The 22,712-nt window shown below is 60.8% G+C and carries 26 protein-coding genes, 1 tRNA gene and 2 pseudogenes; 11 read left to right on the forward strand and 18 right to left on the reverse strand.

Translation table 11 applies throughout. The features are described from left to right. Window positions 1-132 precede the first annotated feature (132 nt). Window positions 133-1,488 carry a DUF7986 domain-containing protein gene (locus NKJ90_RS13185; RefSeq protein WP_023759180.1) on the forward strand — a complete coding sequence of 452 codons (1,356 nt, stop codon included), beginning with the start codon at window positions 133-135 and terminating at the stop codon, window positions 1,486-1,488. A gap of 59 nt (window positions 1,489-1,547) precedes the next feature. Here the strand turns inward: NKJ90_RS13185 and NKJ90_RS13190 are convergent, their stop codons facing one another. The 12 genes and pseudogenes from NKJ90_RS13190 to moaA form a co-directional block, all read right to left on the reverse strand. Continuing rightward, on the reverse strand, window positions 1,548-2,249 hold the full coding sequence (locus tag NKJ90_RS13190) for a DNA alkylation repair protein (protein WP_023759179.1): 702 nt from the start codon (window positions 2,247-2,249) through the stop codon (window positions 1,548-1,550). A 9-nt stretch (window positions 2,250-2,258) separates the two neighbouring features. Then, on the reverse strand, window positions 2,259-3,128 hold the full coding sequence (locus tag NKJ90_RS13195) for an NAD(P)-dependent oxidoreductase (protein WP_023759178.1): 870 nt from the start codon (window positions 3,126-3,128) through the stop codon (window positions 2,259-2,261). A 112-nt stretch (window positions 3,129-3,240) separates the two neighbouring features. After that, window positions 3,241-4,062 carry an ABC transporter permease gene (locus NKJ90_RS13200; RefSeq protein ID WP_023759177.1) on the reverse strand — a complete coding sequence of 274 codons (822 nt, stop codon included), beginning with the start codon at window positions 4,060-4,062 and terminating at the stop codon, window positions 3,241-3,243. Beyond that, the gene (locus tag NKJ90_RS13205) at window positions 4,059-4,778 is read right to left on the reverse strand and encodes an ABC transporter permease (RefSeq protein ID WP_023759176.1); all 720 of its coding nucleotides are present in this window, start codon (window positions 4,776-4,778) and stop codon (window positions 4,059-4,061) included. The genes NKJ90_RS13200 and NKJ90_RS13205 overlap by 4 nt, the downstream gene beginning before the upstream one ends. 80 nt (window positions 4,779-4,858) lie before the next feature. Further along, window positions 4,859-5,644 (reverse strand): ABC transporter substrate-binding protein, encoded by a 786-nt coding sequence (locus NKJ90_RS13210; protein WP_352486137.1) that lies wholly within the window; start codon window positions 5,642-5,644, stop codon window positions 4,859-4,861. 157 nt (window positions 5,645-5,801) lie between these two features. Further along, the gene (gene mobB / locus NKJ90_RS13215) at window positions 5,802-6,311 is read right to left on the reverse strand and encodes a molybdopterin-guanine dinucleotide biosynthesis protein B (RefSeq protein WP_023759344.1); all 510 of its coding nucleotides are present in this window, start codon (window positions 6,309-6,311) and stop codon (window positions 5,802-5,804) included. 9 nt (window positions 6,312-6,320) lie between these two features. Continuing rightward, a pseudogene (gene mobA, locus NKJ90_RS13220) lies at window positions 6,321-6,938 on the reverse strand (molybdenum cofactor guanylyltransferase MobA); the annotation flags it as partial. Window positions 6,939-6,994: 56 nt separating this feature from the next. After that, on the reverse strand, window positions 6,995-7,915 hold the full coding sequence (locus tag NKJ90_RS13225; protein WP_023759174.1) for a DMT family transporter: 921 nt from the start codon (window positions 7,913-7,915) through the stop codon (window positions 6,995-6,997). Between the two features lie 121 nt (window positions 7,916-8,036). Next, on the reverse strand, window positions 8,037-8,396 hold the full coding sequence (locus tag NKJ90_RS13230) for a hypothetical protein (protein WP_023759173.1): 360 nt from the start codon (window positions 8,394-8,396) through the stop codon (window positions 8,037-8,039). A gap of 131 nt (window positions 8,397-8,527) precedes the next feature. After that, window positions 8,528-8,758 (reverse strand): hypothetical protein, encoded by a 231-nt coding sequence (locus tag NKJ90_RS13235; RefSeq protein ID WP_352486138.1) that lies wholly within the window; start codon window positions 8,756-8,758, stop codon window positions 8,528-8,530. A gap of 68 nt (window positions 8,759-8,826) precedes the next feature. Next, window positions 8,827-8,994, reverse strand: coding sequence for a hypothetical protein (locus tag NKJ90_RS13240; RefSeq protein WP_352486139.1), 168 nt, complete (start codon window positions 8,992-8,994; stop codon window positions 8,827-8,829). A 58-nt stretch (window positions 8,995-9,052) separates the two neighbouring features. Beyond that, window positions 9,053-10,048 carry a GTP 3',8-cyclase MoaA gene (gene moaA / locus NKJ90_RS13245; protein ID WP_031260171.1) on the reverse strand — a complete coding sequence of 332 codons (996 nt, stop codon included), beginning with the start codon at window positions 10,046-10,048 and terminating at the stop codon, window positions 9,053-9,055. 198 nt (window positions 10,049-10,246) lie between these two features. On the opposite strand from moaA, the gene NKJ90_RS13250 reads away from it, so the two are divergent. Beyond that, entirely contained in the window at window positions 10,247-10,600 is a 354-nt protein-coding gene (locus tag NKJ90_RS13250) for a gamma-butyrobetaine hydroxylase family protein (RefSeq protein WP_023759171.1), read from the forward strand. A 126-nt stretch (window positions 10,601-10,726) separates the two neighbouring features. Then, window positions 10,727-11,338 carry a pyridoxamine 5'-phosphate oxidase family protein gene (locus NKJ90_RS13255; protein WP_352486140.1) on the forward strand — a complete coding sequence of 204 codons (612 nt, stop codon included), beginning with the start codon at window positions 10,727-10,729 and terminating at the stop codon, window positions 11,336-11,338. Window positions 11,339-11,356: 18 nt separating this feature from the next. Here NKJ90_RS13255 and NKJ90_RS13260 read toward each other — a convergent pair whose 3' ends face one another. Then, the gene (locus NKJ90_RS13260; RefSeq protein ID WP_023759169.1) at window positions 11,357-11,809 is read right to left on the reverse strand and encodes a MarR family winged helix-turn-helix transcriptional regulator; all 453 of its coding nucleotides are present in this window, start codon (window positions 11,807-11,809) and stop codon (window positions 11,357-11,359) included. Window positions 11,810-11,856: 47 nt separating this feature from the next. Between NKJ90_RS13260 and NKJ90_RS13265 the strand changes: the two genes are divergently transcribed. Continuing rightward, window positions 11,857-12,765, forward strand: coding sequence for an alpha/beta hydrolase (locus NKJ90_RS13265; RefSeq protein WP_023759168.1), 909 nt, complete (start codon window positions 11,857-11,859; stop codon window positions 12,763-12,765). A gap of 13 nt (window positions 12,766-12,778) precedes the next feature. Here NKJ90_RS13265 and NKJ90_RS13270 read toward each other — a convergent pair whose 3' ends face one another. Beyond that, the gene (locus tag NKJ90_RS13270) at window positions 12,779-13,174 is read right to left on the reverse strand and encodes a rhodanese-like domain-containing protein (protein WP_023759167.1); all 396 of its coding nucleotides are present in this window, start codon (window positions 13,172-13,174) and stop codon (window positions 12,779-12,781) included. A 195-nt stretch (window positions 13,175-13,369) separates the two neighbouring features. On the opposite strand from NKJ90_RS13270, the pseudogene NKJ90_RS13275 reads away from it, so the two are divergent. Together NKJ90_RS13275 and NKJ90_RS13280 are read left to right on the forward strand one after the other, a co-directional pair. Next, a pseudogene (locus NKJ90_RS13275) lies at window positions 13,370-13,549 on the forward strand (SDR family oxidoreductase); the annotation flags it as partial. A gap of 208 nt (window positions 13,550-13,757) precedes the next feature. Beyond that, complete coding sequence (locus tag NKJ90_RS13280) at window positions 13,758-15,635, forward strand: L,D-transpeptidase family protein (protein WP_352486141.1); 1,878 nt, start codon at window positions 13,758-13,760, stop codon at window positions 15,633-15,635. 3 nt (window positions 15,636-15,638) lie between these two features. On the opposite strand, the gene NKJ90_RS13285 is transcribed toward NKJ90_RS13280, so the two are convergent. After that, window positions 15,639-16,121 (reverse strand): hypothetical protein, encoded by a 483-nt coding sequence (locus NKJ90_RS13285; RefSeq protein ID WP_031260170.1) that lies wholly within the window; start codon window positions 16,119-16,121, stop codon window positions 15,639-15,641. 356 nt (window positions 16,122-16,477) lie between these two features. Then, window positions 16,478-16,735, reverse strand: coding sequence for a PepSY domain-containing protein (locus NKJ90_RS13290; protein WP_023759162.1), 258 nt, complete (start codon window positions 16,733-16,735; stop codon window positions 16,478-16,480). 912 nt (window positions 16,736-17,647) lie between these two features. On the opposite strand from NKJ90_RS13290, the gene NKJ90_RS13300 reads away from it, so the two are divergent. After that, on the forward strand, window positions 17,648-18,001 hold the full coding sequence (locus NKJ90_RS13300) for a hypothetical protein (RefSeq protein ID WP_023759161.1): 354 nt from the start codon (window positions 17,648-17,650) through the stop codon (window positions 17,999-18,001). A gap of 774 nt (window positions 18,002-18,775) precedes the next feature. Here the strand turns inward: NKJ90_RS13300 and NKJ90_RS13305 are convergent. Beyond that, entirely contained in the window at window positions 18,776-20,452 is a 1,677-nt protein-coding gene (locus tag NKJ90_RS13305) for a winged helix-turn-helix domain-containing tetratricopeptide repeat protein (RefSeq protein ID WP_023759157.1), read from the reverse strand. 90 nt (window positions 20,453-20,542) lie between these two features. On the opposite strand from NKJ90_RS13305, the gene NKJ90_RS13310 reads away from it, so the two are divergent. The 4 genes from NKJ90_RS13310 to NKJ90_RS13325 all read left to right on the forward strand — a co-directional run bounded on the left by NKJ90_RS13310 (window position 20,543) and on the right by NKJ90_RS13325 (window position 22,241). Then, the gene (locus tag NKJ90_RS13310) at window positions 20,543-20,965 is read left to right on the forward strand and encodes a hypothetical protein (protein WP_023759156.1); all 423 of its coding nucleotides are present in this window, start codon (window positions 20,543-20,545) and stop codon (window positions 20,963-20,965) included. After that, a complete protein-coding gene (locus NKJ90_RS13315) occupies window positions 20,962-21,108 on the forward strand; it encodes a hypothetical protein (RefSeq protein ID WP_156938535.1) in 147 nt (48 codons plus the stop codon). Before NKJ90_RS13310 ends, NKJ90_RS13315 begins: the two co-directional genes overlap by 4 nt. Then, window positions 21,105-21,332 (forward strand): hypothetical protein, encoded by a 228-nt coding sequence (locus tag NKJ90_RS13320; RefSeq protein ID WP_031260169.1) that lies wholly within the window; start codon window positions 21,105-21,107, stop codon window positions 21,330-21,332. The genes NKJ90_RS13315 and NKJ90_RS13320 overlap by 4 nt, the downstream gene beginning before the upstream one ends. Before the next feature lie 399 nt (window positions 21,333-21,731). Then, window positions 21,732-22,241 (forward strand): cupin domain-containing protein, encoded by a 510-nt coding sequence (locus tag NKJ90_RS13325; protein ID WP_023759154.1) that lies wholly within the window; start codon window positions 21,732-21,734, stop codon window positions 22,239-22,241. Between the two features lie 116 nt (window positions 22,242-22,357). On the opposite strand, the gene NKJ90_RS13330 is transcribed toward NKJ90_RS13325, so the two are convergent. Then, window positions 22,358-22,432 (reverse strand) — tRNA-Val (locus NKJ90_RS13330). Window positions 22,433-22,712 lie beyond the last annotated feature (280 nt).

Consider the following 22,712-nt stretch of genomic DNA (forward strand, 5'->3'; position numbering starts at 1 on the left):
GAATAAATTGCTTGGGAAAGAGCCGAAAATGGCTTGCCCGGTCGCGACTGCGGAGCAGAAAATAGATCGGCCATAGGATGCGAACCGTGCGCGTCCGTGTCCACCGACCTCGCCAGAACATGGAGAAGTACCATGCCAGCCAGCGATGATCTCAAGGGGCTGATGAAATTCCTTACCCGTGAGCAATGGCGCGAATGTTTCGAAGAGGTGCTCGACGACCATTTCGGCCCAGTTCTCGAAGCCTACGACATGGATTTCGAAGACCTCACCGAAATCCTCGGCGAGGTTTGGGCAATGACCGTTTGGGGCTGCGCCTTCGAGGACTTTCTGAGCCTGGACTTCGAGGGTGAACCCGGCAACATCGTCGATGACTATGTCAAGCGTCGAGGCTGGAAGGAAAATGCGCAATCCAAGGCTTATATGATGGCGTTACGGACCTCCGTCATGAGCCTGTATGAAGTAAGCAACGTCGTGCCTGGACAATCTCTTGCGGCGCGTGACCTTATCCGCGGAGGTGAACCTATCAGCGTTAGCGAGGGCACCGCCACGAAGATGTTGAAACAGTGGGATAAGATCGCTGCACGGGTCGTGCCTGTCATGGGCAAAAACGTCCTTGCGGGCGGTCTCTTGCCGTTCACGCCGCAGGCTACGGAAGCATTGTTCGACGGACTGCGCGGCGCGTTCGGGAAAAGAAATGCAAAGAAGCTGCCCGCGTTGAGGAATGAAGAGCTGCAGGCGGCGGCATCCATGTTCACGCTGTCATGGTTGTTTGATACCCTCAATAGGATGATGGAGAGGCCGACGTTGCGAAATAGCGACGGCGACGACATCGTATTCCATGATGTCCGCTTTCCCTTGGCATCGGGCGTGGCGCCGGAAGAGATTGCTTCCCGATTGAACACTATTCGGGGCATGTCACAGGAAAACGCGAAATTCTGGAACTGGGTGGAAGAGACACCACAAGGTAGAGACAAGCCAAAAGCGGCGAAGGCACCTACAATCGACACCACGTCGGATAGCGGTTCGTGTGTGCTGGGCAATGCTGAACTGAAGGGGCCCTTCCTCCATCTGTCCACCAATTCCGCAGAGCGAGCTGCAAGAGGGACGGCCTTGGTTCGCCAGGCCCTCGGCGATCTAGCGCGGACCCCCCTCACTGAAATCCGCACTGTCGAGCAGATGTTGGCCGAACGATCTGGCAAGCATGTCGATACGCCGTCATCGAGTTCGCCACCAGAAATCGCCGAACAGGGTGTTCACGAGTTCTTGGATCGGCATTATCTGGAAACTCTTGATCAGCCCGTCGCAATGTTGGGGAACAAAACACCGCGTCAGGCCGCCAAAACCCCGGCCGGCCGCCGAAAGGTCGCCGATTGGCTGAAGTATCTCGAAAACCAGACAGCCAAACAACCAGATCCTGTCAATCCGATGGCCACCTATAGTTTTGAATGGATTTGGAAAGAGCTCGGCCTTCGGGACCTGCGTCAATAGTGCGCTGCCATATGCTCATCCATAGATGCACCGTCGGCGCGAGTCGATCGCGTCACGCGTCAGCCTTTCTTGGCGATCCGCTCGAGCGTCTTGGCATTGGAAAGTTCGTTGACAGCGTCCTTGCCGATCCAGCGCGCGGTCCTATCGGTCGACTGCGCCAGTCGTTCGGCGACGGCAAGCGCGGCGCCGTGCATAGCCATCGATCGTTTGCCGATCGATCGAAGCGCCCAGTTCACGGCTTTCTTCACGAAATTGCGGCTGTCGGTGGCATGCGCTTCGATGATCGGCAGGAAGGCGAGGAAGCTTGTCTCCGGTTCTTTCTTCCGGTGAACGGCAGACCATGCCATCATCGCAAAGGCCGTGCGCCGAACGAATTCCCGTTCGTCGGCCGCGAACTCGCCGATCAGTTCTTTCCAGGCGTCCGTATCGACAAAGAGATCCGAGACGCCATCGACGATGTCCCATGAGTCGAAACTGGCCGCCCATCTTCTTGCATCTCCAGCAGAAAACCGTTTCGGATCAGCCGTGACGGAAGCGATGAACTGCGCCTCCACGATACCCGTCTCCCACAGCTCGAAGGCGCGCTCGTGGTTGCGTTTGATCTTCCTGGCGATCTGCCGCTGCACGCCATGCGTGATGCCAAGGGCGCGGTCGATCCTGATGCCGTAGCGCAACATGCCGAGGCGGTTCTCCTCCGAGCCAATGGCGCGCAGATGGGCGACAATTTCCGCGGCACCGGATTGAGGCGAGAGTTCCGCCATCGCAGAAACCTATTTTTCCAGCCGCGCCAGCAGCGAGGACGTATCCCAGCGCTTGCCGCCCATTGCCTGCACATCCTTGTAGAACTGATCGACAAGCGCGGTCACCGGCAATTTGGCACCGTTGCGGTCGGCTTCCGCCAGGCAAATGCCAAGGTCCTTGCGCATCCAATCGACGGCGAAGCCGAAATCATACTTGCCGGCATTCATCGTCTTATGGCGGTTCTCCATCTGCCAGGAACCGGCCGCGCCCTTGGAGATGACCTCGATCACCTTCTCGATGTCGAGCCCGGCCTTCTTGCCGAAATGGATGCCTTCGGCCAGGCCCTGCACAAGGCCGGCAATGGCGATCTGGTTGATCATCTTGGTGAGCTGACCAGCACCGGCCGACCCCATCAAGCCAACCATGCGGGCAAAGGCATCTATGACGGGCCTGGCCCTGTCGAAAGCGTCCTGCTCACCGCCGACCATGACGGTCAGGAGGCCATTCTCGGCGCCGGCCTGGCCACCGGAGACCGGCGCATCGAGGAACGAAAAACCGCGCGCTTGCGCTGCCGCCGCCAGCTCGCGTGCGACCTCGGCCGAGGCAGTGGTGTTGTCGATGAAGACCGAACCCTTCTTCATCGTCTGGAAGGCTCCGTTCGCGCCCGTCGTCACCGAACGCAAATCGTCGTCGTTTCCGACGCAGGAAAAGACAAAATCCTTGCCCTCGGCGGCCTGCGCCGGCGTCGCCGCAAGGCTGCCGCCATGCTGGCCAACCCATTGCTCGGCCTTGGCCTTGGTGCGGTTGTAGACGGTGACGTCGTGGCCACCCTTGTTCCTCAGGTGCCCGGCCATTGGATAGCCCATCACGCCAAGACCGAGAAATGCAACGGATGCCATGAGCCTGCCCTTCAGAATGGAAACGGAATTTGCTGCGAAAGCTCTAGGCCCTGCGCCCAATTCGTCAAGACGCGTGTGACCAGATCGACTGGTGCAGCCAATTTGAAAATGGTCAGCGTTTCAGGTGAACGGTGATCCGGCGCTCGATCCATTCAACGCCATGGCGCAAGATCTCGACCATCACCAGATAGACGAGAGCGACCCAGATATAGGCCTGAATGTCGAACGAATTGGCGAAGGCGAGCTTTGCATTGCCCATCAGATCATAGACCGTGATGATGGCGACGATGGCAGACGCCTTGACCATCAGGATCAGTTCATTGCCATAGGGCCGCAAAGCGACGATCAAGGCTTGGGGCAGGATGATCTTGCGCAATGTCTGCAGTTTGTGCAGGCCGAGCGATGCTGCCCCTTCCCATTGCCCACGAGGCACGCTCTCGATGGCGCCGCGTAGAATCTCGGCCTGGTAGGCGGCGGTGTTGAGCGAAAAGGCAAAGACGCCGCAATTGAACGCGTCCTTGAAAAAATCCCAGAGGCCAACCGACTGGAGTTCGACCCTGAACGAGCCTAATCCATAATAGACTAGATAGGTCTGAACCAGCAGCGGCGTGCCACGGAAGAAATAGACATAGCAATAGGCGAGGCCGGACAGTATCCGATTGCTGGACATGCGCCCATAAGCGACAGGCACCGAAAGCATCGCGCCGAGCACCATCGATATGGAAACCAGCGCGAGCGTAACCCCAAGCCCTCGCAAATAGGCAGGCGCATATTTGGCGAAGAAATCGGCATTCCAGGCAATGACCAGATAGCTGACGATGCCAGCGCCGAATAGGATCCACAGGCAGACCAGCGCATAACCGGCGATACGCCTGCGCGGCCAACCCCGCGCCTGGGGCGGCGGCCGTTCAACCATGGTGGCTGTGGCGCTCATCGTTGCGCCTCCCACCGGCCAAGCGAACGCAGAATTGCGCCGGTGGCGAAGGACGACAGGACGGCGAGGCCAAGAAACACCAGGGAGGCCACGCCGAAGAACAGGAACGCGTGTTTGGTGACGCGGGCGGCAATGCTGGCATTGCGCAGCGTTTCGGCCAAGCCGACGACTGATACCAGGGACGTGTCCTTGAGCAGGCTTAGCCAGCAGTTCTCCAGTCCGGGAAACGCGATGCGCAGCAACTGCGGCACGATCACCTTGCGCATGGTCAGCCAGTTGGAAAGCCCGATGGCGTAGCCGCCCTCATATTGGCCCTTCGGTATGGCGCGGAAGGCCGAGAGGAAAACCTCGCTGGCATAGGACGAGAAGATCAGCGCGAGCACGATCATGCCGGCGACGAAGCTGTTGACGTCGATGGTGGCGTCCGGCCGGAAATACCTGACGAGATGCTGCAGCAGGATCGGCATGCCGAAGAAGAACAGGAAAAGCGTCACCAGTTCCGGCAGGCCGCGAAAGACCGTGGTGTAGATGTTGGCGGCAAGGCGCAGCGATGATTCTTCGGACTGCTTGGCAAGAGCAATGAAAAAGCCGATCGTCAATCCGATTGGCAACGTGGCAAGGGCAAGCGCAACGGTGATCAGTGCGCCATAGGCGATATCGTCAAGCCAGCCATCGGGTCCCCAACTGAGAAGTGTCCATATGCTCTGGGCTGGCATCGACAGGTCTTATCTCCACGGCGTTCCCGAACGAATAGAAAGACGGCGGAGAAGTTCCCCGCCGTCTTCACCCTAGTTTATCAGGACTCGGCGCCGTAGACGTCGAACTTGAAGTACTTGTCGTTGATTTCCTTGTATTTTCCATTGGCGCGGATGGCGTCGATGGCCGTGTTGAGCTTGTGGACCAGGTCGGTCTCGCCCTTGCGCACGGCAATGCCGGCGCCTGGCCCGAAGATCTCGACTGGTTGCGGCGACGGCTGGCCAAGGATCTTGCAGCATGCGCCATCGGGCGAATCCAGCCACTGCTGCAGCACGACGATATCGTCCTCGATTGCGTCGAGACGACCATTGGCAAGATCTGCCTGCTCCTCGGGGCTGCTCGGATAGCCCTTGACGGTGCTGTCGGTGTAGGTCTTCGAGGCATAGTTGAAGTGCGTGGTGGTGGTGGCCACGCCGATGGTCTTGCCGGCGAGATCTTCCTTGGTCACGCCCTTCAGCGTGCTGTCCTTCGGCACGGCGAGCGCCGACGGCGTGTTGTAGTATTTGTGCGAGAAGTCGACCTTCTCCAACCGCTCCGGCGTGATCGACATCGAAGCGACGATGGCGTCGAACTTGCCGGCCTGAAGAGCGGGAATGATGCCGTCCCAATCCTGGGCGACGAAGGTGCATTTGACCTTCATCTCGTCACAAAGCGCCTTGGCGATGTCGATGTCGAAGCCGACGAGCTGGCCATCGGCGGTGAGGTTGTTGAATGGCGGGTAGGCGCCTTCGGTGCCGATCCTCAGGGTCTTTTCCTGGGCCTGGGCTACGCCGAGCGTCAACAGCGCGGCCGAAGCGGCGAGCGCGATACGCAGTGCAATACGCATGATAATCCTCTCTTTATGGTCCCGGCCGTCGTTCCAAACGGCTCTGTGGGGCGGTGCTTTTGGCCGCCCGCTGGCGCGATACTCCCACTCTTTCCAAGAAAAAAGCAACTGCAAAACCGCAAAAACGGGGAAGGCTATTCTGCCGCTGCGTCAGCGCTCAAGCAACGAGCCCAGTGGTGCGCTCGATGAAGTCGGCTATCGACTTTGCATCGTCGAGATCGAACACCGGCAGGGGACCGCCTTCAGCCGCAAAATCGGCGGCGACGGCGACGATGTTGGGATCACTTGCCGAAAGCGGCGTGCGGTCTTTCGCATCCAGCCGGCGGGCTTCGATCTTGCGGTGGGCCTCGCGCTTGTAGCCCTCGACCAGCACCAGGTCGCAAGGCGCGAGCCGTGATAGAATCACCTCCAAAGTCGGCTCATCCTCACCGCGCAGTTCGTGCATCAGGGCCCAGCGGGTTCCCGACACGATCGCGACTTCCGTGGCGCCCGCCTGCCTATGACGGTAGCTGTCGGCACCCGGCTTGTCGATGTCGAAATCGTGGTGAGCGTGTTTCACCGTCGATACTTTCCAGCCGCGCCGAACGAGTTCGGTGACCAGCTTTTCGGTCAATGTAGTCTTGCCGGAGTTTTTCCAACCGGTGATGCCGAAGACGCGTCTGCTCATGATTTCATGCTGCAACAGACCTTCGGCAGCGACAAGATCATCAGGCTGGTTGATGTTGAAGAAAGGGTCGACCGGGTGGCCCGCCGATTGAATAAGCGGGAATTCCACCTCGACGAAGCCGTGCCGGTCGATGAAAGCCGAAACCCGCCTGATATCTTCATCGACCAGAAAGTGCCGCAGGGCGACGCGACAATCCGTCGGCCAGAGCGCGAAGGTCGGGTGCCGCTTGCCGCCCGAGCAAGCGACGGCAATCGAAGCTGGACTTTGATCGGTGGCGACGGCCAGTCGCTCGACGAGATCCAGCGGCAGGAAGGGCGTGTCGCCGGCAGCGGTGACGATCGCCTTGCAAGCCGTGTTGGCCGCGGTCCATTCGAGGCCGGTCAGGATTCCGGCAAGCGGCCCGGCAAAGCCGGTCACCGTGTCGGCAAGCACCGGCAGTCCAAAGCGCGAGAACCGCGCCGGATCGCCGTTGGCGCTAAGCGCGAGAGGCCCGATCTGCGGGCCAAAGCGCGAGATGACCTGGTCGAGCACGCGGCCGCTGCCAAGCGGCAACAGGGTCTTGTCGCCACCGCCCATCCGTCTCGAACGGCCGCCGACCAGAATGATCCCCGCAACATCTCGCTTCATGCCATCGAGCCTGTACGCCTGCCGCCGAAAATCACAAGAACCTTCAAATGGCTTGGCTAGATTCCGTCGGGAACCATGGCCGGTCCGGTGCTTTCGGCGACGATCTTTCGCCTGCCGACCACTCGTTCGCGGTAAAGCGCATAGAGGCCGGAGCCGATGATGATGGTGGCGCCGACGATCATCGGCAGATCTGGAATATCGGCGAAGATGAACAGGCCAAGCAGGATCGACCAGATCAGGGCCGTATAGCGGAACGGCGCGATGAAGGAGATGTCGCCCGAGCGCATCGCCATGATGATGAACTGGTAACCGATGAGCACCAGCACGGCAGCCAGGGCCAACAGGGCGGTGCTGTTGCCCGTCATCGGTGTCCAGCCCCCCATCGGCAGCAACAGCGCCGCGCCGACGACAGTCATGGCAAGCGCGGTCGCGGTCGACACCAGCAGGGTGGGAATAGCCTTGGGAATCCGCTTGGTGCTGAGATCGCGTACCGCACAACAAGCGACGCTGGCCAGTGCCGACAGCGAGTAGATGCTGAAGCCTTCGAAGCCAGGCCGCACGATGATCAGCACGCCACCAAATCCGATGGCGATGGCCAGCCAGCGCCGCCAGCCGACAGCCTCGCCGAAGACGAGTGCCGCGCCCATCGTCACCGCCAGCGGCAGCGCCTGGAGCACTGCCGAAACATTGGCGATCGGCAAATGGGCGAGAGCGACGAGAAAACTCACCGTTGCGCCGGCTTCGCTGATCACGCGCATGGCCACCAGCGGCTGCAGCATCGAACCCGGGCGGGCAAGCGCGCCGCGCTGCGAGGCGAGCAAGCCGACGAAAAGCGAAGCGAAAGCACCGCGGATCAACATGACCTGCGCCATGTTCATCGATTGCGACGAGTATTTGGTGATGGCGTCGTTGAGGGTGAAGCCGGCCATCGCCACCACCATGAACAACGCGCCGCGAAGATTTGGAGACAGGGGCAAGACGACTACCGGTTCTGTTTTGCAGCAAGGCTGTAACAGCCGGGCATGAAACAGCAATAACAAAGGGCTGGGCCACAGCCTTGTTTGTCGCCCGGGAGATCGCCTGCAATGGCGGCAAAACCTACTTCTTCGGCGTCAGCACCTCGGTGCCATTGCCTTCCTTGCCGGCGATCGTCCACAGGCCGTGCAAGGAGCCGTCGTCCATCACCTTGTAGACGACAAGGCCGATATCCTTGTCCATGACATAGCCGGCGGAGAAGGCGTCATCGTTGCGCATGCAGATGCCGTCGGAAGATGAGCCGCCCGTCTCCCAGTGGATCGTACAGGTCGTTCCGCTGGTCAGCGCGATGGTTGCCTCGCCGCCATAGGCCGAGCCGTCGAAGTTGGTGCCGGCGACCGTATAGGTGCCGCCCATCGACTGGGCGGCCGCTGGCACGGAAGCGAGGCCAAACAATGCAAGAGAAAAAAGGAGTTTGCGCATGATATTCCCCCGTTGAATGAAACCGTCCCAAGCGGAAGGCTAGGCCGGAACGGATCAACGGTAAATCAGCAGAGCATTCGCGGATAAGATTTGTTCGCGGTGTGGCCGAAATGCTCACGGTCCCGAAACGCTCATGGCCCCTTGAGACTGCCGGCGATGGCACCCACCAGCGGGTCGTATTTCGACTTGAGGGCCGGCGGGTAGTCGATCCAGACCGTGCGGATGATGCCATCCCTGCCGAATAGGCGCGGCTCGTAAAAGATCTTTCCGTTCTTCATCCCAGACAGCACCGCCCAGTCCTTGCCGGACTTGCTGTAGGTGACCTTGTAGCCGGCTTCATCGCTGGCCTTCTCGGCAGCCACAAAATCCTTCGGCGTATCGTCGTCGATGTTGCGGATGCCCGAGCAGATCAGGCTGGCGCCATCCGTGCTCAGCCATGCCTGTCCGTCGCCATTGTCCGGCTCGGGCTGGCGATCGGTGAAAATCTCGTCAGGAAAGTGCAGACGGTGCCGAAGCGCTCGTTCACATAGGTGGACGGTGCGGCGACCGCACTGGTCGCCGCAACTGCCACGACAAACGCCGGGAATAAAGAACGCATGTCGCGCCTCGAAGCAAATGACCTCGGAAGCGATCTTTACCTGAATTTCACGAAAAGATCAGCCGCCGGTGACGCTCATATGGCGTGACACCGATGGGCGGCTGGTGCGACGGTCGATGATGAAGTCATGGCCTTTCGGCTTACGGCCGATCGCTTCGTCGATGGCCTCGGCGACCAGTTCGTTGCCTTCGGAGGCCCGCAAGGGCGCGCGCAGGTCAGCCGCGTCCTCCTGGCCGAGGCACATATAGAGCGTGCCGGTGCAGGTCAGCCGGACCCGGTTGCAACTCTCGCAGAAATTATGCGTCATCGGCGTGATGAAGCCGAGGCGTCCGCCGGTCTCGGCGACATGGACGTAACGCGCCGGCCCGCCGGTCTTGAAGGGGATGTCGGTCAGCGTGAACTGGCGTTCCAGCGACGCGCGCAGCAGCGACAGCGGCAGGTATTGGTCCGTGCGGTCGGCGTCGATCTCGCCCATCGGCATGGTTTCGATGACCGTCAGGTCCATGCCGCGGCCATGCGCCCAGCGCATCATCCCGGGCAGCTCTGCGTCGTTGAAATCCTTCAGCGCCACCGCGTTGAGCTTGACCTTCAGCCCGGCCGCCTGCGCGGCGTCGATGCCTTGCATGACCTTGTCGAAATGGCCCCAGCGGGTGATCTTGTGGAACTTGTCGGCGTCGAGCGTATCGAGCGAGACGTTGATGCGCTTGACGCCGCAATCGGCGAGTTCGGCGGCAAAGCGCGACAGTTGCGAGCCGTTGGTGGTCAGCGTCAGTTCTTCCAGCGCGCCGCTTTCGAGATGCCGCGACAGCTGGCGCACCAGATGCATGATGTTCTTGCGCACCAGCGGCTCACCGCCCGTGAGGCGCAATCTCCTGACGCCCTTTTCGATGAAGACGCTGCACAGCCGGTCGAGTTCTTCCAACGACAGCAGGTCCTTCTTCGGCAGGAAGGCCATGTCCTCGGCCATGCAATAGGTACAGCGGAAATCGCAGCGGTCGGTGACCGACACCCTGAGATAGCTGATCGTGCGACCGAATGGGTCGATCATGTCCATGCTTCGAGCGCTTCCCGTGGCCGTGAGCGGCATCGTTATATACCGCTATGTGATACGATCCAGCCTGTCATTCAAGATAGCGGTTGTTGATCTTTCGCAACATCCCTGCGCCGACATAGCATGTCGGTCGGCGTCAAACAGCCTTTTCCCGTTCGACGAAGCGGCGTAGGGAAGGGTGGATAATACGGATCGAACAGCATGACCGCACCGAAAGAACTCCGGGTCTCGAAGGACCGCAAAGTGCTGTCCGTCACCTTTCCCGATCATCGGCCGTTCGAACTGCCGGCGGAATTGTTGCGCGTCGCCTCGCCATCGGCCGAGGTGCAGGGTCACTCGCCCGAACAGCGTGTGACGGTTCCCGGCAAGCGCAATGTCAAGATCCTCAAGATCGAGCCGGTCGGCAACTACGCCGTGCGCATCACCTTCGACGATTTCCACGACACCGGTATCTTCACCTGGAACTACCTGCACACGCTCGGCCACGAGAAGGATGCGCGCTGGGAAGCCTATCTGGCAGAGCTTGCGGAAAAGGGCTTGAGCCGGGACCGCTAGAGGCGAAGAGATCGAGCAAGATGTCGTCCGAAAACCGCTCACACTTTTCGGAACCGTGCTGCTGTCGTTGTCGTCAAGGCGTCATCGAAGTGGAGTAACGCCGACGAAGGTTTGGAGGCGAAAAAGATGTCCGTCATCACCACAGTCGAGCAGCTCGAAGCGCTCTATGGCGTTCCGGGCGAGGCCTCCCTGGTCAAGGAACTCGACCGTGTCATTCCAGAATACGCCGCTTTCATCGAGTCCTCACCGTTTGTCGCATTGGCGACGAGCGGGCCGGAGGGGCTTGACTGCTCGCCGCGCGGCGATCTCGCTGGCTTCGTGCGCATCCACGATCCGAAAACCCTGATGATGCCGGACCGTCGCGGCAACAACCGCGCCGATTCGCTTCGAAACATCATCCGCGACCCGCGCGTCGGCCTGCTGTTCCTGGTGCCGGGCTCCGGCACGACGTTGCGCGTTAATGGTCGCGCTCATATCACCACGAACACAACGCTATGCGCGTCGTTCGCGGTTGAAGGCAAGGCGGCGCGATCGGTAACCGTTGTCGACATCGATTCGGTCTACTTCCAATGCGCCCGCGCCATCGTCCGCTCCGAACTCTGGAATCCGGCGAGGCATGTCGACCCGAAGTCGTTGCCGACGCCCGGACAGATCCTGGAAATCACCAGCCGCAAGAACATCGATGGCGACACCTACGACAAGGAATGGCCGGAGCGGGCGAAGAAGACGATGTGGTAAGTTTGGGCTGAGGGGCGGTCACGCCTCCTTCAGCACCTCATAAATCTTGCGCATCTGCTCGCCGATCATGTCGCATTGTTCCGGCGTCGACTGGCTCATCGCCTTCTCGATCAGCGCCATGTGCACTTTCAGCGCCTGCATCAGCAGCGCCTCGCCGGCCTCGGTGAGCGCGAGCCGCAGGATGCGCTTGTCCTTGTCGTCGCCTTCGCGGCGCAGCAGGCCACGCGCCTCCAGCTGCGGCAGAAGCATGGTGATGTTGGAGCGACCGACGAGCAGCTTGCGGGCAAGGTCGTGCTGCGACATGCCGGGATGGCGGTAGAGGTTCATCAGCACATCGAGCTGCGCCGGCTTCAGGTCGAGCGGCCCCAGCTTCACCGCCAGCGTGCGCTCAAGCACATGGCAGGCGCGCGCTACCGCGACCCAGTTGCGAAAGCGCGGGTTGTCCCAAGGTAGCTCTTGTTTATTGTTCATCTTTGAACTATTATGTTCATGCTTGAACGTATGGATGGATTCTCACTATGGCATCATTCGGGCTGAAGGTCATCCGGGGCGTGTTTGGTGCGGCCGAGCGTGTCGCGCCGCGCCTGACCGGGCGCGCGGCGTTCGAATTGTTCTGCCGCACACCGAACGTCAAGGCGCTCAGCGATGGCGAACGGCGCGCAGTCGATCGCGCTGCCGAGTTCATGACCGAGGCGCGCCATCACCGGCTCAAGACCGCGACCGGCTGCGTCATGGTGCACGAGTTCCGGCCGGAGCCGGGCAGGGTAGCCGTCGGCAGGGTGCTTGTCGTACATGGCTGGCGCTCGCGCACCGAATATATGCGCGCGCTGATCGAAGGCTATCGCGCCGCCGGTTACAGGGTGGTTTCCATTGATCTGCCGGGCCACGGCCAGTCGCAGGGCAGGCGGCTGAACATGGTCAATGCCGTTGATGCGGTGCGGGTTGCCGGTGAGTGGTTCGGCCCGTTCGTGGCAGCGGTCGGTCACTCCTTCGGCGGTGCCGTCGCCGCCAATGCCGTCGCCGGTTCGGTCAAGAACATCCCGCCGCTGGCGGCCGGACGCCTGGTGCTGATCGCGGCGCCAAGTTCCCTGCCGGCGATCTTCGCCGACTTCAGCCGCATGCTCAATGTCGGTCCGCGCTCGCAAGCCGCAATGGCGGATCGTGTCCAACATCTTTCCGGTCGGCCGCTGCACGAATTCACCGGCGACCGTCAGCTCGCCCAGGCGCCGGTCCCGACCCTGGTCATCCACGCACCGGACGACCGTGAGGTTTCGGCCGATCACGCAAGGCGCTATGCCGGCGCCGGCGGTCATGTGCGGCTCTACTGGGCAGACGGGCTCGGCCATCGCCGCATTCTTGCGGACAAGGGTGTGATCGAACGCGCGGTCGGCTTCGTGGCGCATCGCGAGCCGTCGCTGCTGCATTGACCGGCGATCGAAATTATTTCTTCTTCTCGCCGGGTTCGACCGGCAGTCCGGCCGCCTTCCAGGCGGTGTAGCCGCCAAGGATATGCTTTACCGGCGCAAGCCCCATGTCCTGCGCCGTCTTGGTGGCCAGCGCCGAGCGCCAGCCGCCTGCGCAGAAGAAGACGAAGCTCTTTCCCGAGGCGAAGAACGGCTTGTGGTAGGGGCTTTCGGGATCGACCCAGAATTCCAGCATGCCGCGGGTGACATGCTTGGCGCCGGGAATCCGGCCGTCGCGCTCCACTTCGCGCGGATCGCGCAGATCGACGAAGATGGTGTCTTCATCGTCGAGCAGCCCGGCTGCTTCCTCGGGCGAAACCACCTCGATCTCGGCGTTCGCCTCGTCCAGCAGTTCGCGATAGCCCTTTTTCACGCTTTCATCCCTCCCGGCTTGCTGGCGAATTTCGAGCACACCAGCCGGCGTTTGTCACGCCGCATTGGTTGCGGCCATCGTCTTCCAGGGCGCCATGGCCCCGGCCACCGTGGCCAGCAGGGCGGCGTGCGATGCACCGTCACGCGCCTGGATCGACATGCCGTGCTGAACCGGCGGCGCAGTCGAAATCCGCCGACCGACACCGACATGAACCCGGCCGATGGTCCGCATGCCGAGCACCAGCGCCAGAAGATGGCGACGCCGCGATTCGGCAGGGCCGAGGACATCGCCGGCATGGTTGCCTGGCTGGCGGGCCCGGAGGGCCGATTCGTCACCGGCGCCGCGCTGACCATCGATGGCGGCGCCAACGCCTGATCTGCAATGGATTTCCCGGCTGGACGCAAACACCCCGCTCCAGCCGTCACGATGTTGTGAAACCGTTCTGCAACAGACGTTCCAAAATTTATGAAAGCTTAACGAAATCGGTATGAATCAGCATAGTCGCGCCTTACATCCGCCATGCGGTGAGCGAGACGATCTAGCGTGCGGAACGGGAACCGGTTGCGGCCGGAGCGGGTGATCCATGAAATTCCTCGGAAACAAGGCAGCTGCGGTGCCGCTGATGGCGATCACGGCAACGCTCGCTTTCGGTATCCCGCAAGCAGGTGCGCAGGGGCTGTTCGACATGCTTTTCGGCGGCGGCGTCAAGCACGCGCCGCAAGACGAGTTTCCGCAGCCGCCGAAGAACAAGCCGAAAGTGCCGGGCGGCGGTGGCAGCGTGAGAATCAGCGGCCCGTCCTATTACACCTACAAGGCCGATCGGCTGGTCCGCGTCGACTTCTCGGCGCTGGCGGCGAAGCCAGGGCCGGCGGTGCCGCAGGATGCGGCTTTCGTGCCGTCAGTGACCGTTGCTGCGTTTCGCGATGCCGTTGCCAGCTTGAATGATTACGAACTTTATGCCGAGCCCGATATCGCCAAGGCGCTGATCGCCTATTACTCGGCCAATCCGGATTTCATCTGGGTAACAGGGACCAGCCTCAACAGCCGAGCACAGGATGCTGTTCGGGTGCTTGGCGAAGCTTCAAGCTACGGCCTCACGCCGGCCGACTATACGGTCGAAGTGCCCGCCGTAGCTACGTCGACGGCCGACCCCAATGCCCAATTGAAAGAACTCGTCCGTTTCGAGATGGCGCTGTCGGCGCGCGTGCTTCGCTATGCTCATGACGCCCAGGACGGCCGCGTCGAGCCCAACCGCATGACCGGCTACTATGATTTCCCGGCCAAGCCCCTCGACTTGCAAGGTGTGCTGAAAACGCTGGCGCATACCCAGGAAGTGCGCACCTATCTCGAATCGCGGCATCCGCAGAATGCGGAATACCAGGCGCTGCGCGTCGAACTGGAATCCCTGCAGGCAAGTGCGGAAAACGACATCGTCGTCGACCCCAAGCTGTTGCTGAAGCCGGGCGAAACCAGCCCCGAACTGCCGAAGCTGCTGACTTTGATCGCGCGCGATCTCGATGACGAGACGGGCGGCGCCTATGGCGAGATCCTGTCCAGGCTGGCCACCAGCGAAGTCTATGACCCGGAACTCATTCCAATCATCAAGGCCGTGCAGCAAAAGGCCGGCATGAAGGGCGATGGTGTCATCGGCCCGCGCACCGTTGCGTCGCTCGCGGGGACATCCAAGGCCGACAAGCTGCTGAAAGTGGAAGTGGCGCTGGAGGAACTGCGCTGGCTGCCTTCCGATCTCGGCAGCCCGCGTGTCTTCATCAACCAGCCGGCCTTCACGGCGAGCTATATCGACAATGGCGAGGAAAAGCTGAAGACGCGCGTGGTCGTCGGCCGGACCACCAACCAGACCGCCTTCTTCTACGACCAGATCAAGCAGGTCGACTTCCATCCCTATTGGGGCGTGCCGCAGTCGATCATCGTCAACGAAATGCTGCCCAGGTTGCGCAACGATCCCGGCTATCTCGACCGGGCCGGCTACGAAGTGACGGATTCGCAGGGCAATCGTATTCCTTCGTCGGCGGTCGACTGGGGCGCCTATGGCGCGAACATCCCCTACAGCGTGCGCCAGCAGCCGAGCGAGGCCAATGCGCTGGGCGAACTGAAGATCCTGTTCCCCAACAAGCACGCCATCTACATGCACGACACGCCGCAGAAATCCTTCTTCGAGCGTGACATGCGCGCGCTCAGCCATGGCTGTGTGCGGTTGCAGGACCCGCGTGGCATGGCGGCGGCGGTGCTCGGCACGTCGGTGGACTATATCGCCGAGAAGTTGAAGCACGGCCACGCGACCGAAAACGTGACCCGCAATATCCCGGTCTATGTCGCCTATTTCACCGCATGGCCTGACCTGTCCGGCAAGGTCGAATATTTCGACGACGTCTATGACCGCGACTCGCGGCTGAAGCAGGCCCTGGACGCCACCGAGGCGGTGCGCTCACCGTCGAGTTAGTTTTTAGCGCTCCAGCAGCGGCCGCCGGAAGCCGGCGTCCCGCCCGGCGATCAGCCAATAGAGCAACCCGGCGACAAGGCCGGCAGCGGCGATGATGCCGATGTCGACCCAGCGTTGCGTATCCATGTCCTCCGGTACGCTTGGCCAGATCAGGGCGAAGCCGGCGACCGCGGCACCGGCGCCGAAAACCATGTGCAGCAGGACATTGCGCAACGAGAAGAACTCGGCGACCAGCGCGAAGATCAGCGTCTGTAGCGCAGTCACCACAATCGTCAGGAAATAAACGAACATGCCGAGCGGCGGCACCACCAGAACCGCAATCGGCGAGACGCCAATGACGTCGAAATAGTTTGGCGAGTTGGGCAAGGAACTGAGCACGGCATAGATCGCCGCGATTGAGATCAGGCCGACCAGCACCGCCACGAGATAGCCGGCCAGCATCATCAATATGCGCTTCATCACGTGCTTCGCCGTCGCCATGCCCATCCCCCGGCGCAGTCAACGGCCATAATCAGCCATCAAAGACGATCTGGCGCAAGGGCAGGCAGGGCAATCGCCTCATACCAGCGACCGTTTCCAACCCGTGGCGGATGTCAATTGTCGAAGCCGGCGCCGCCCCTCATTGTCCTGCCAGACATTTAGTGCGGGGAGAAAGGGGCTGGCCGCAATGCCCGTACCATCGTTGCAACGTTGGTGATTGGCGAAATCGTCTGCGAGCGTCCCTCTCCCCGTCACTATACGGGGAGAGGATGCCGGCAGGCAGGTGAGGGGCTGCGCCAGCATGGAAAGGCCGATGGGAACGGCCAATGAATTCGCGTCCGAACGGCCTTCGACGACAGCCGTTACTTCGGCTCGGCCGTCACGGGATCATAGTTGATCTCGACCTTCGCCTTATCCGCCGTGTAGTAGGTGACGGTGTAGGCGCCGCTGTCCCAGTCGACCTCCTTCACATAGAGAAAGCCGTCGCGCTTTTCGACCTTGGCGAGAATCTCCGACAGTTTCTTGGCATTGGGTGGCGGCAGCGGCGTATCGTCCGCGGCAAAGGCCGGCCCGCCGGCAAGAAGAACGGCGACGCTTGTCATCAGAAGTAATCTGGACATGGCTTTCCCTCAATTTTCCTCGCAAGAAACTCGCTGGCGTGCCGGTTTGTTCCGCTGCCGGAATGCATGACCATCTAGTCCGCTGATTTGCAGTTAACCGGAAGAAAAAAGCCATGCGCCAAAAAACTACGATGCGCCACTTCACAGTTCGTGGCCATAGGATGTTGGCGGTTCATTGGGGGGGCTATATGCGCACGCGTCATGTCGTTGCCCCCGACGATGTCCCAACTGATGTGGAGCGCATCACGCTGAGCCCTTGCTACCTGTTCGAGGCGCCGCCGCCCGCTTGACTTAAGCGGCGCGTCGTTGAGCGGGGTGGAGACCTGAACGGGTTCGACGAGGGTCGACGGCGGTCACGATGCCGTGGTGGTGATTGCAATAGACGCGATCCTGCGAAGTTGGCCCGGCACAAAAACGATAACCGCCGGGTACTGACGCGTCTTCGCTCACCGGGAAGCGGCACTGATAGACGCCTAGCTGAATGAGGGGGACGTCTCTCGAAGTTGGTCTGATATTTTCAGGCATGGTTTTTCAGGTTCCTAGTTCATAGCCATTTTCGGCTGACGGCCGCAGTGCGACCGCGTCAGGGCGAGCTTCTCTCGTTTTGGAGGGCTGTGGATCACCATATGGTGTTGGTCGCAGCGTCAATGAAGCCCGACGTCCTGCTTTGGGAAGCCAGTTATTGCGACTTAAGGCCACACATGCCGCTGGGGTGCGGGTCGCTTGCGGGCCCCCACGCGCTACGCGCTTTTCGGTTTTCAGGGCCCTCAACCGGCCAGCCCCAGGATGGCGAGCTGCGGGAGCGAAGACTTTTTGTCAGCAGACAGTGTGGTCGCGTCCCAGAGCATCTCTCCGAACTGTTGCGCCGGTGCTATGGTGTGCCTGCATGATCAGACAGCAGGGATATGAGGCATGCCCGAAGTCACCCGCCGTACACTTCTTGCGTTCACCGCCGTGGCCTCGGTCGTTGAACCGACGTTTGCTGAAGGGGAAGGTGCCTCACCCGAATTGCGGGCGCTGATCGGAGCCCATGAAGCCACCTATGTCGGGCTTCACAGGGTTGTTCATCAAGCGGGCAGTAGCAGCCACGAACGCAAGACGGCAGACCGAATTGAACAGGAATCATTGCTGGCCATCTGCTCCTATCCTGCGATCAGCCGAGGCGATCGCCGGGCCAAGGCCGATTACCTGTTGACCATTGAGGCACGGGGTGAACTCGACCTGGAAGAGCACATGCAGGCCATCCTGCACTCGATGAAGCACTGATCGCGGCTCGACCGGCGCAGTGCAGAGCTTGGACCCATCGACAGGAGTTCGTGCGCGAACTCTCCGGCCACCTTCCATTACTGCGACTACGCATCAGTGGCTAACGTACGAAGCAGTCAGCGACCTGTCGGGCAAATGGCAGGTGAGCCGACTGTTCGATGAAGCCCCGTCCCGTGCAGCCAGGGCGCTGGAACCCTGAACGCTACGCTACACGGTCTATTGCGCCAACGACCACATCGAGGTTTCGTTCTGGGATCTCGAACAGATGAAGGTGCGGCGCGGCTCCGACGTCTGTCAGTTCCAGAGCTACACGAGCTACAGCAGCGCCTTGAATTTCGCCCAGAAGAATTTTGGTGGGGAAGGGGCGGGGTGTAGCTTCTGACGCTGGTTTGGAGTGCGGCATTCAGGAAAATCGATGGTGGGCGATGCAAGGGCACCCGCTAGGGTCAAAACTCAATCAGCATGCGGTCGCCAATGGCAGAAGAGCCCGGTTCGGCTGGAGTGTAGCCATTCGTCTCGTCGATCCGAACGAGCAACTAGCGCCATCTGCGGAAGTTCGAGGCATCGCCGATGAACGGCAGCCGTCGGGCCCGTTCCAGAAGTTGGGGTGCGAGCGCACCATGGCGCAGGTCGGCCCCATTGCCGACTTTCCGCACCCACCATTTCCTTTCGAACGATGATCCTGCTTTGAGGGCGACCACCGCCGCAACACAAAGGCTTCAACGGTTCTATGCGGCCAATCGGACTTCTGCCGGGCCGCAAACGGACAGCCGTTCACTCCGGCAACCCCGCGAACCGCATCTGCTTGATCCAGCGGTCGAGGCTTCCGGGTGCGGTCCAAATCTTGTCCCACTCCCTGCGTTCTTTACTGATGGATTCACTGGGAGTGTTCTGGAGGAACACCGCAAGCGCTTCCTTTGCCTCTCGCTTGTTTCCTAGACAAGCGTGGATCCCCGCAAGCATGCGCTGTGCGCCGCTCGGGATTCTGGACATTTTCCGCATCGCCGCCAGCGCCGCCCCGCAATCATTCTTTTCCCAGAGCGCCCAGCCCATCTGCCAGTGGAACCAGTCAGGGTGGAAGGGATCGATGCCCTTGGCCTGCTCGATCCGATCGATCGCTTCGTCGGCGCGGCCAACATACAGCAGCACGTTCGTACTCATGACGAGGATATGCGAGTCGCTGGGGTTCAAGGCGATCGCCTGATTGTACTGGGCAAGGGCCTGCTCGACCTCTCCGGCTTCGGTATGGATTTCGGCGCGGACCTCATGCGCTCCAGCGTTATCAGGAGCGAGCAGGATGGCCTTGTCGGCGTATTCGGCAGCGAGTTTCAACGCCTCGTCCCGGTTGTGTTCCTGCGCGTGCCACCCGAATACCGCGTCATTGCGATAGGACCAGGCCAGCCCGATATAGCCGAACTGGGAGTTCGGATCCGCTTCCATCGCCTTGAGGCTGAACTGCCTTAACAGCTCGGTCCCCTCGGCTGAGATATCCTCTCCGATCTTGGCCCTCCCTATCAGGTAATAGCGGAGCGCGCTGACCTGCGCGGCATCGCTCTGTGGCAAGGGTCGCTCGATCCTTACTCCGACCCGATCCGCAAGCGTGCGGATGATTTCCTCCTGGACGACGAAAAGATCGCCAATCTCCCGGTTGTAGGAGTTGGCCCAGACATGTGATCCGTCATGCGCATTCAGCAACTGGGCGGACACTTTCAGCCGGTCTCCGATCTTCTGCTGGCTGCCTTCGAGCACGTAATCGACGCTGAGTTCATCGCCGATCTGTCTAATGTCAACCGGCTGGCCGCGGTACCTGAAGCTCGAGTTCCGGGCGATGACGGCATAAGTCTTGCTCCGCGCCAGCTCGGTGATGATCCCCTCGGCAACGGCATCGCTGAGATATCCCTTGTCCGCACCGGCACTCATGTCGTCGAAGGGAAGGATCGCAATCCTGGGCATGTCGCTCGAACGAACGGGAGCGGCTTGCCATGCTTCCGCGCCGTAGTAGGCGCCGATCGCTGCCGCGACGAGAACGAGTGCAGCAAGAATGAAGCCGCGTTGCGAGAATCGCGTCTTGGCACGTTCCGTGCCGGCTGCGGCGTTTGTGTACGCCGCGTTCGACGGATCGGCGTTCAGTCGGTAGCCTCTTCGAGGGACGGTTTCCACGATCACGTGCGCGTCGTCCGCCAATGCGCGGCGAATATCGGCAATGCATTGAGTGAGGCTGTCTTCGGTCACGAAGGTATCGGGCCAAACCGCCTGCATAATCGCATCCTTGGACACGATTTCGCCCGGTCGCGCCGCGAGGACGGAGAGCACCTCGACGGACTGACTGCGAAGATTGACCGCTTTGCCTTCCATGGTTCGGAGTTCGTTGCTGTTCGCAAGAAAAACAAAACCGCGGAACGTGACCGTTTCAGCAGATTTCAGGTCAATTTCAGGGGCCGTTCGGGACATTTCACCCTCTTGGCGCGCTTCCTAGCATAGCCCAATCGGCCGTCGCTTCCAAGCGATCCCCCGGCAGCACCGGATGAAACGGAGGACGACATGAATCGCACCAAGCTCATCGTCGCTCTCGCTTTTCTTCTGGCAGCGCAAACGGCTGCAAAAGCGGATTCCCGCATCGCCAGATTCTGTGGCCCCGACCATGCCAACGAGGTTGACTCAGGCGACGTCCGTCCCAACCCCGGCGGTTATTGTGTCGCCAGCCTTAAGTCGATGGATGACCGGGCCATGTTCACCGCCATCGCTGTCACAATCTTTCTGACCAAACAGGGGGAGCTAATCAAGCTCCCCCAGGTGAAATCCATGACCTCCATGGCCGAGTGCAGAGCTTGGACCCATCAACAGGAGTTCATGCCCGGACTCCCCGACTATCTCGCCACCTTCCATTACTGCGACTACGCATCAGTGGCAAACGTACGAAGCAGTCAGCGACCTGTCGGGCAAATGGCAGGTGAGGCTCGATGAAGTCCCGTCCCGTGAAGCAAGCCAGGGCGCTGGAACCGGAGCGCAACACGGTCTACTGCGCCAATGACCACATCGAGGTTTCGTTCTGGGAACTCGAGCAGATGAAGGTCCGAAGCGGCTCCGAAGTGTGCCAGTTCCTATGAGCAAAGATTTGACGGTTGAAGAAGCAATGCGACAGAGGGAGCAAAGAGAGGTCGCCGCCGCCATGCAGAAGCAGTGCGAGGATCGGAGCGGCAGCAAAGGCCGGCCCGCCGGCAAGAAGAACGGCGACGCTGGTCGCCAGCAGAAGTCTGGACATGGCTTTCCCTCAAAGGTTGCGACGGAAGGAAACTCGCTGGTGCCTTGGTTTGTTCCCCGGCGGGAATAAATGACGATCCAGCCTGCCGATTAACAGCTGCCCAACTGGTGGTCCGAAACTGCGCAGGTGCTTTGCAAACAGTGACATTTTAGAAATATAGATGGCACTTTACTTCATCCCGGATTGCCCGTCGTAGTCCTTTCGGACATCGGGCAGTGGAAAACCTGGCAACGCACCGGTCCGTGCTTCCATCACGCCGAACAAATTCCGGGGAGAGCGCTTGAGTTTCTGTCGGAACCGTCACGCATTGCGCCGCAATGGCAAATTGGAGGCCGCTAACACCGTGATCGAAGAGCATCCACACAGATGACACAATGGATGTGCATAGTTGCTGCTCGGAAGACGACGCTTTGTTGTTGGCCGACCGCGTCTTCGTGCCGTCCCGGTGGACATTCCATGGAGGCATCAATGCAGTTGAATATCAGTACTCCAGGTGAATTGAGTTTCGATCGCGCCGTTCAATGCGCTGACGTTTCGATCAGCCCGTTCGGCGAGCGCTGTCACGTCCGAGCCAGCGGCTCGGGAGGCACTTATTCAATCTTCGACTATCGGGCGCCGCCCGGGTTCGGTCCCGCCAAGCATCTGCATCATCGGGAAGACGAATTCATTGAAGTGCTGGACGGCAGGATTGCGGTGTGGACCCCGGAACGGACTTTCTCTTTGGCCGCCGGAGACACGGTTCTACTGCCGAAATCCATTCCGCATACCTGGCGCGGCTTTGGGCCCGATGCCGTGCATCTCACTATCAGCGTGGTGCCAGGGGGGTTCGAACGGTTCTTTTCGATGGTCGAGGAACGCCAGCTCACGACCGACGACCATGACGGTCTCGGCGCCGTTGCGCGGGAACTTGGGCTCGATGTACTGGGGCCGCCATTGTCCGACGAAGAGGTGGCGGCAATCGTCGGCCCGACGGATTGAGGCGGATGCAGGTGGTTGCCGCTCCGATCATCTTCAGCGACGGCCTTGCGGGCACAGCCTTGCGGTGACGGTGTGGACGGCTCGCTTTTGTTGACAGCAATTTCAGTAAGGAAAAATGGTGGGCGATGCAGGGATTGAACCTGCGACCCCACCCGTGTGAAGGGTGTGCTCTCCCGCTGAGCTAATCGCCCGCTCGTTGCCCGAAGGCCAAGCGAGCCGCGATATAAGGGAGGCGGGTGCGGTAAGTCAAGGCGGTGTCCGGCATTCCGGTGAGGATCGATTTATGGCCCCTCGGCCTGTTTTCGACAAGACGCCGGCCGCTTCCCCGAGGGGATCGCATATGGATTCTTGCGAAGAAGAACCCCCACTCTAGCCCTCCCCACAAGGGCAGGGGAATCGCATATGAGTAAGAGTAAGTCTTGCGTTGAGTGGAAAGGTTGATTCTTTAGGGGCCTTCTCTTTGAAGAGGAG

Source organism: Mesorhizobium sp. M0051, from assembly GCF_040323235.1.
In the GTDB taxonomy this organism is placed as follows: domain Bacteria; phylum Pseudomonadota; class Alphaproteobacteria; order Rhizobiales; family Rhizobiaceae; genus Mesorhizobium.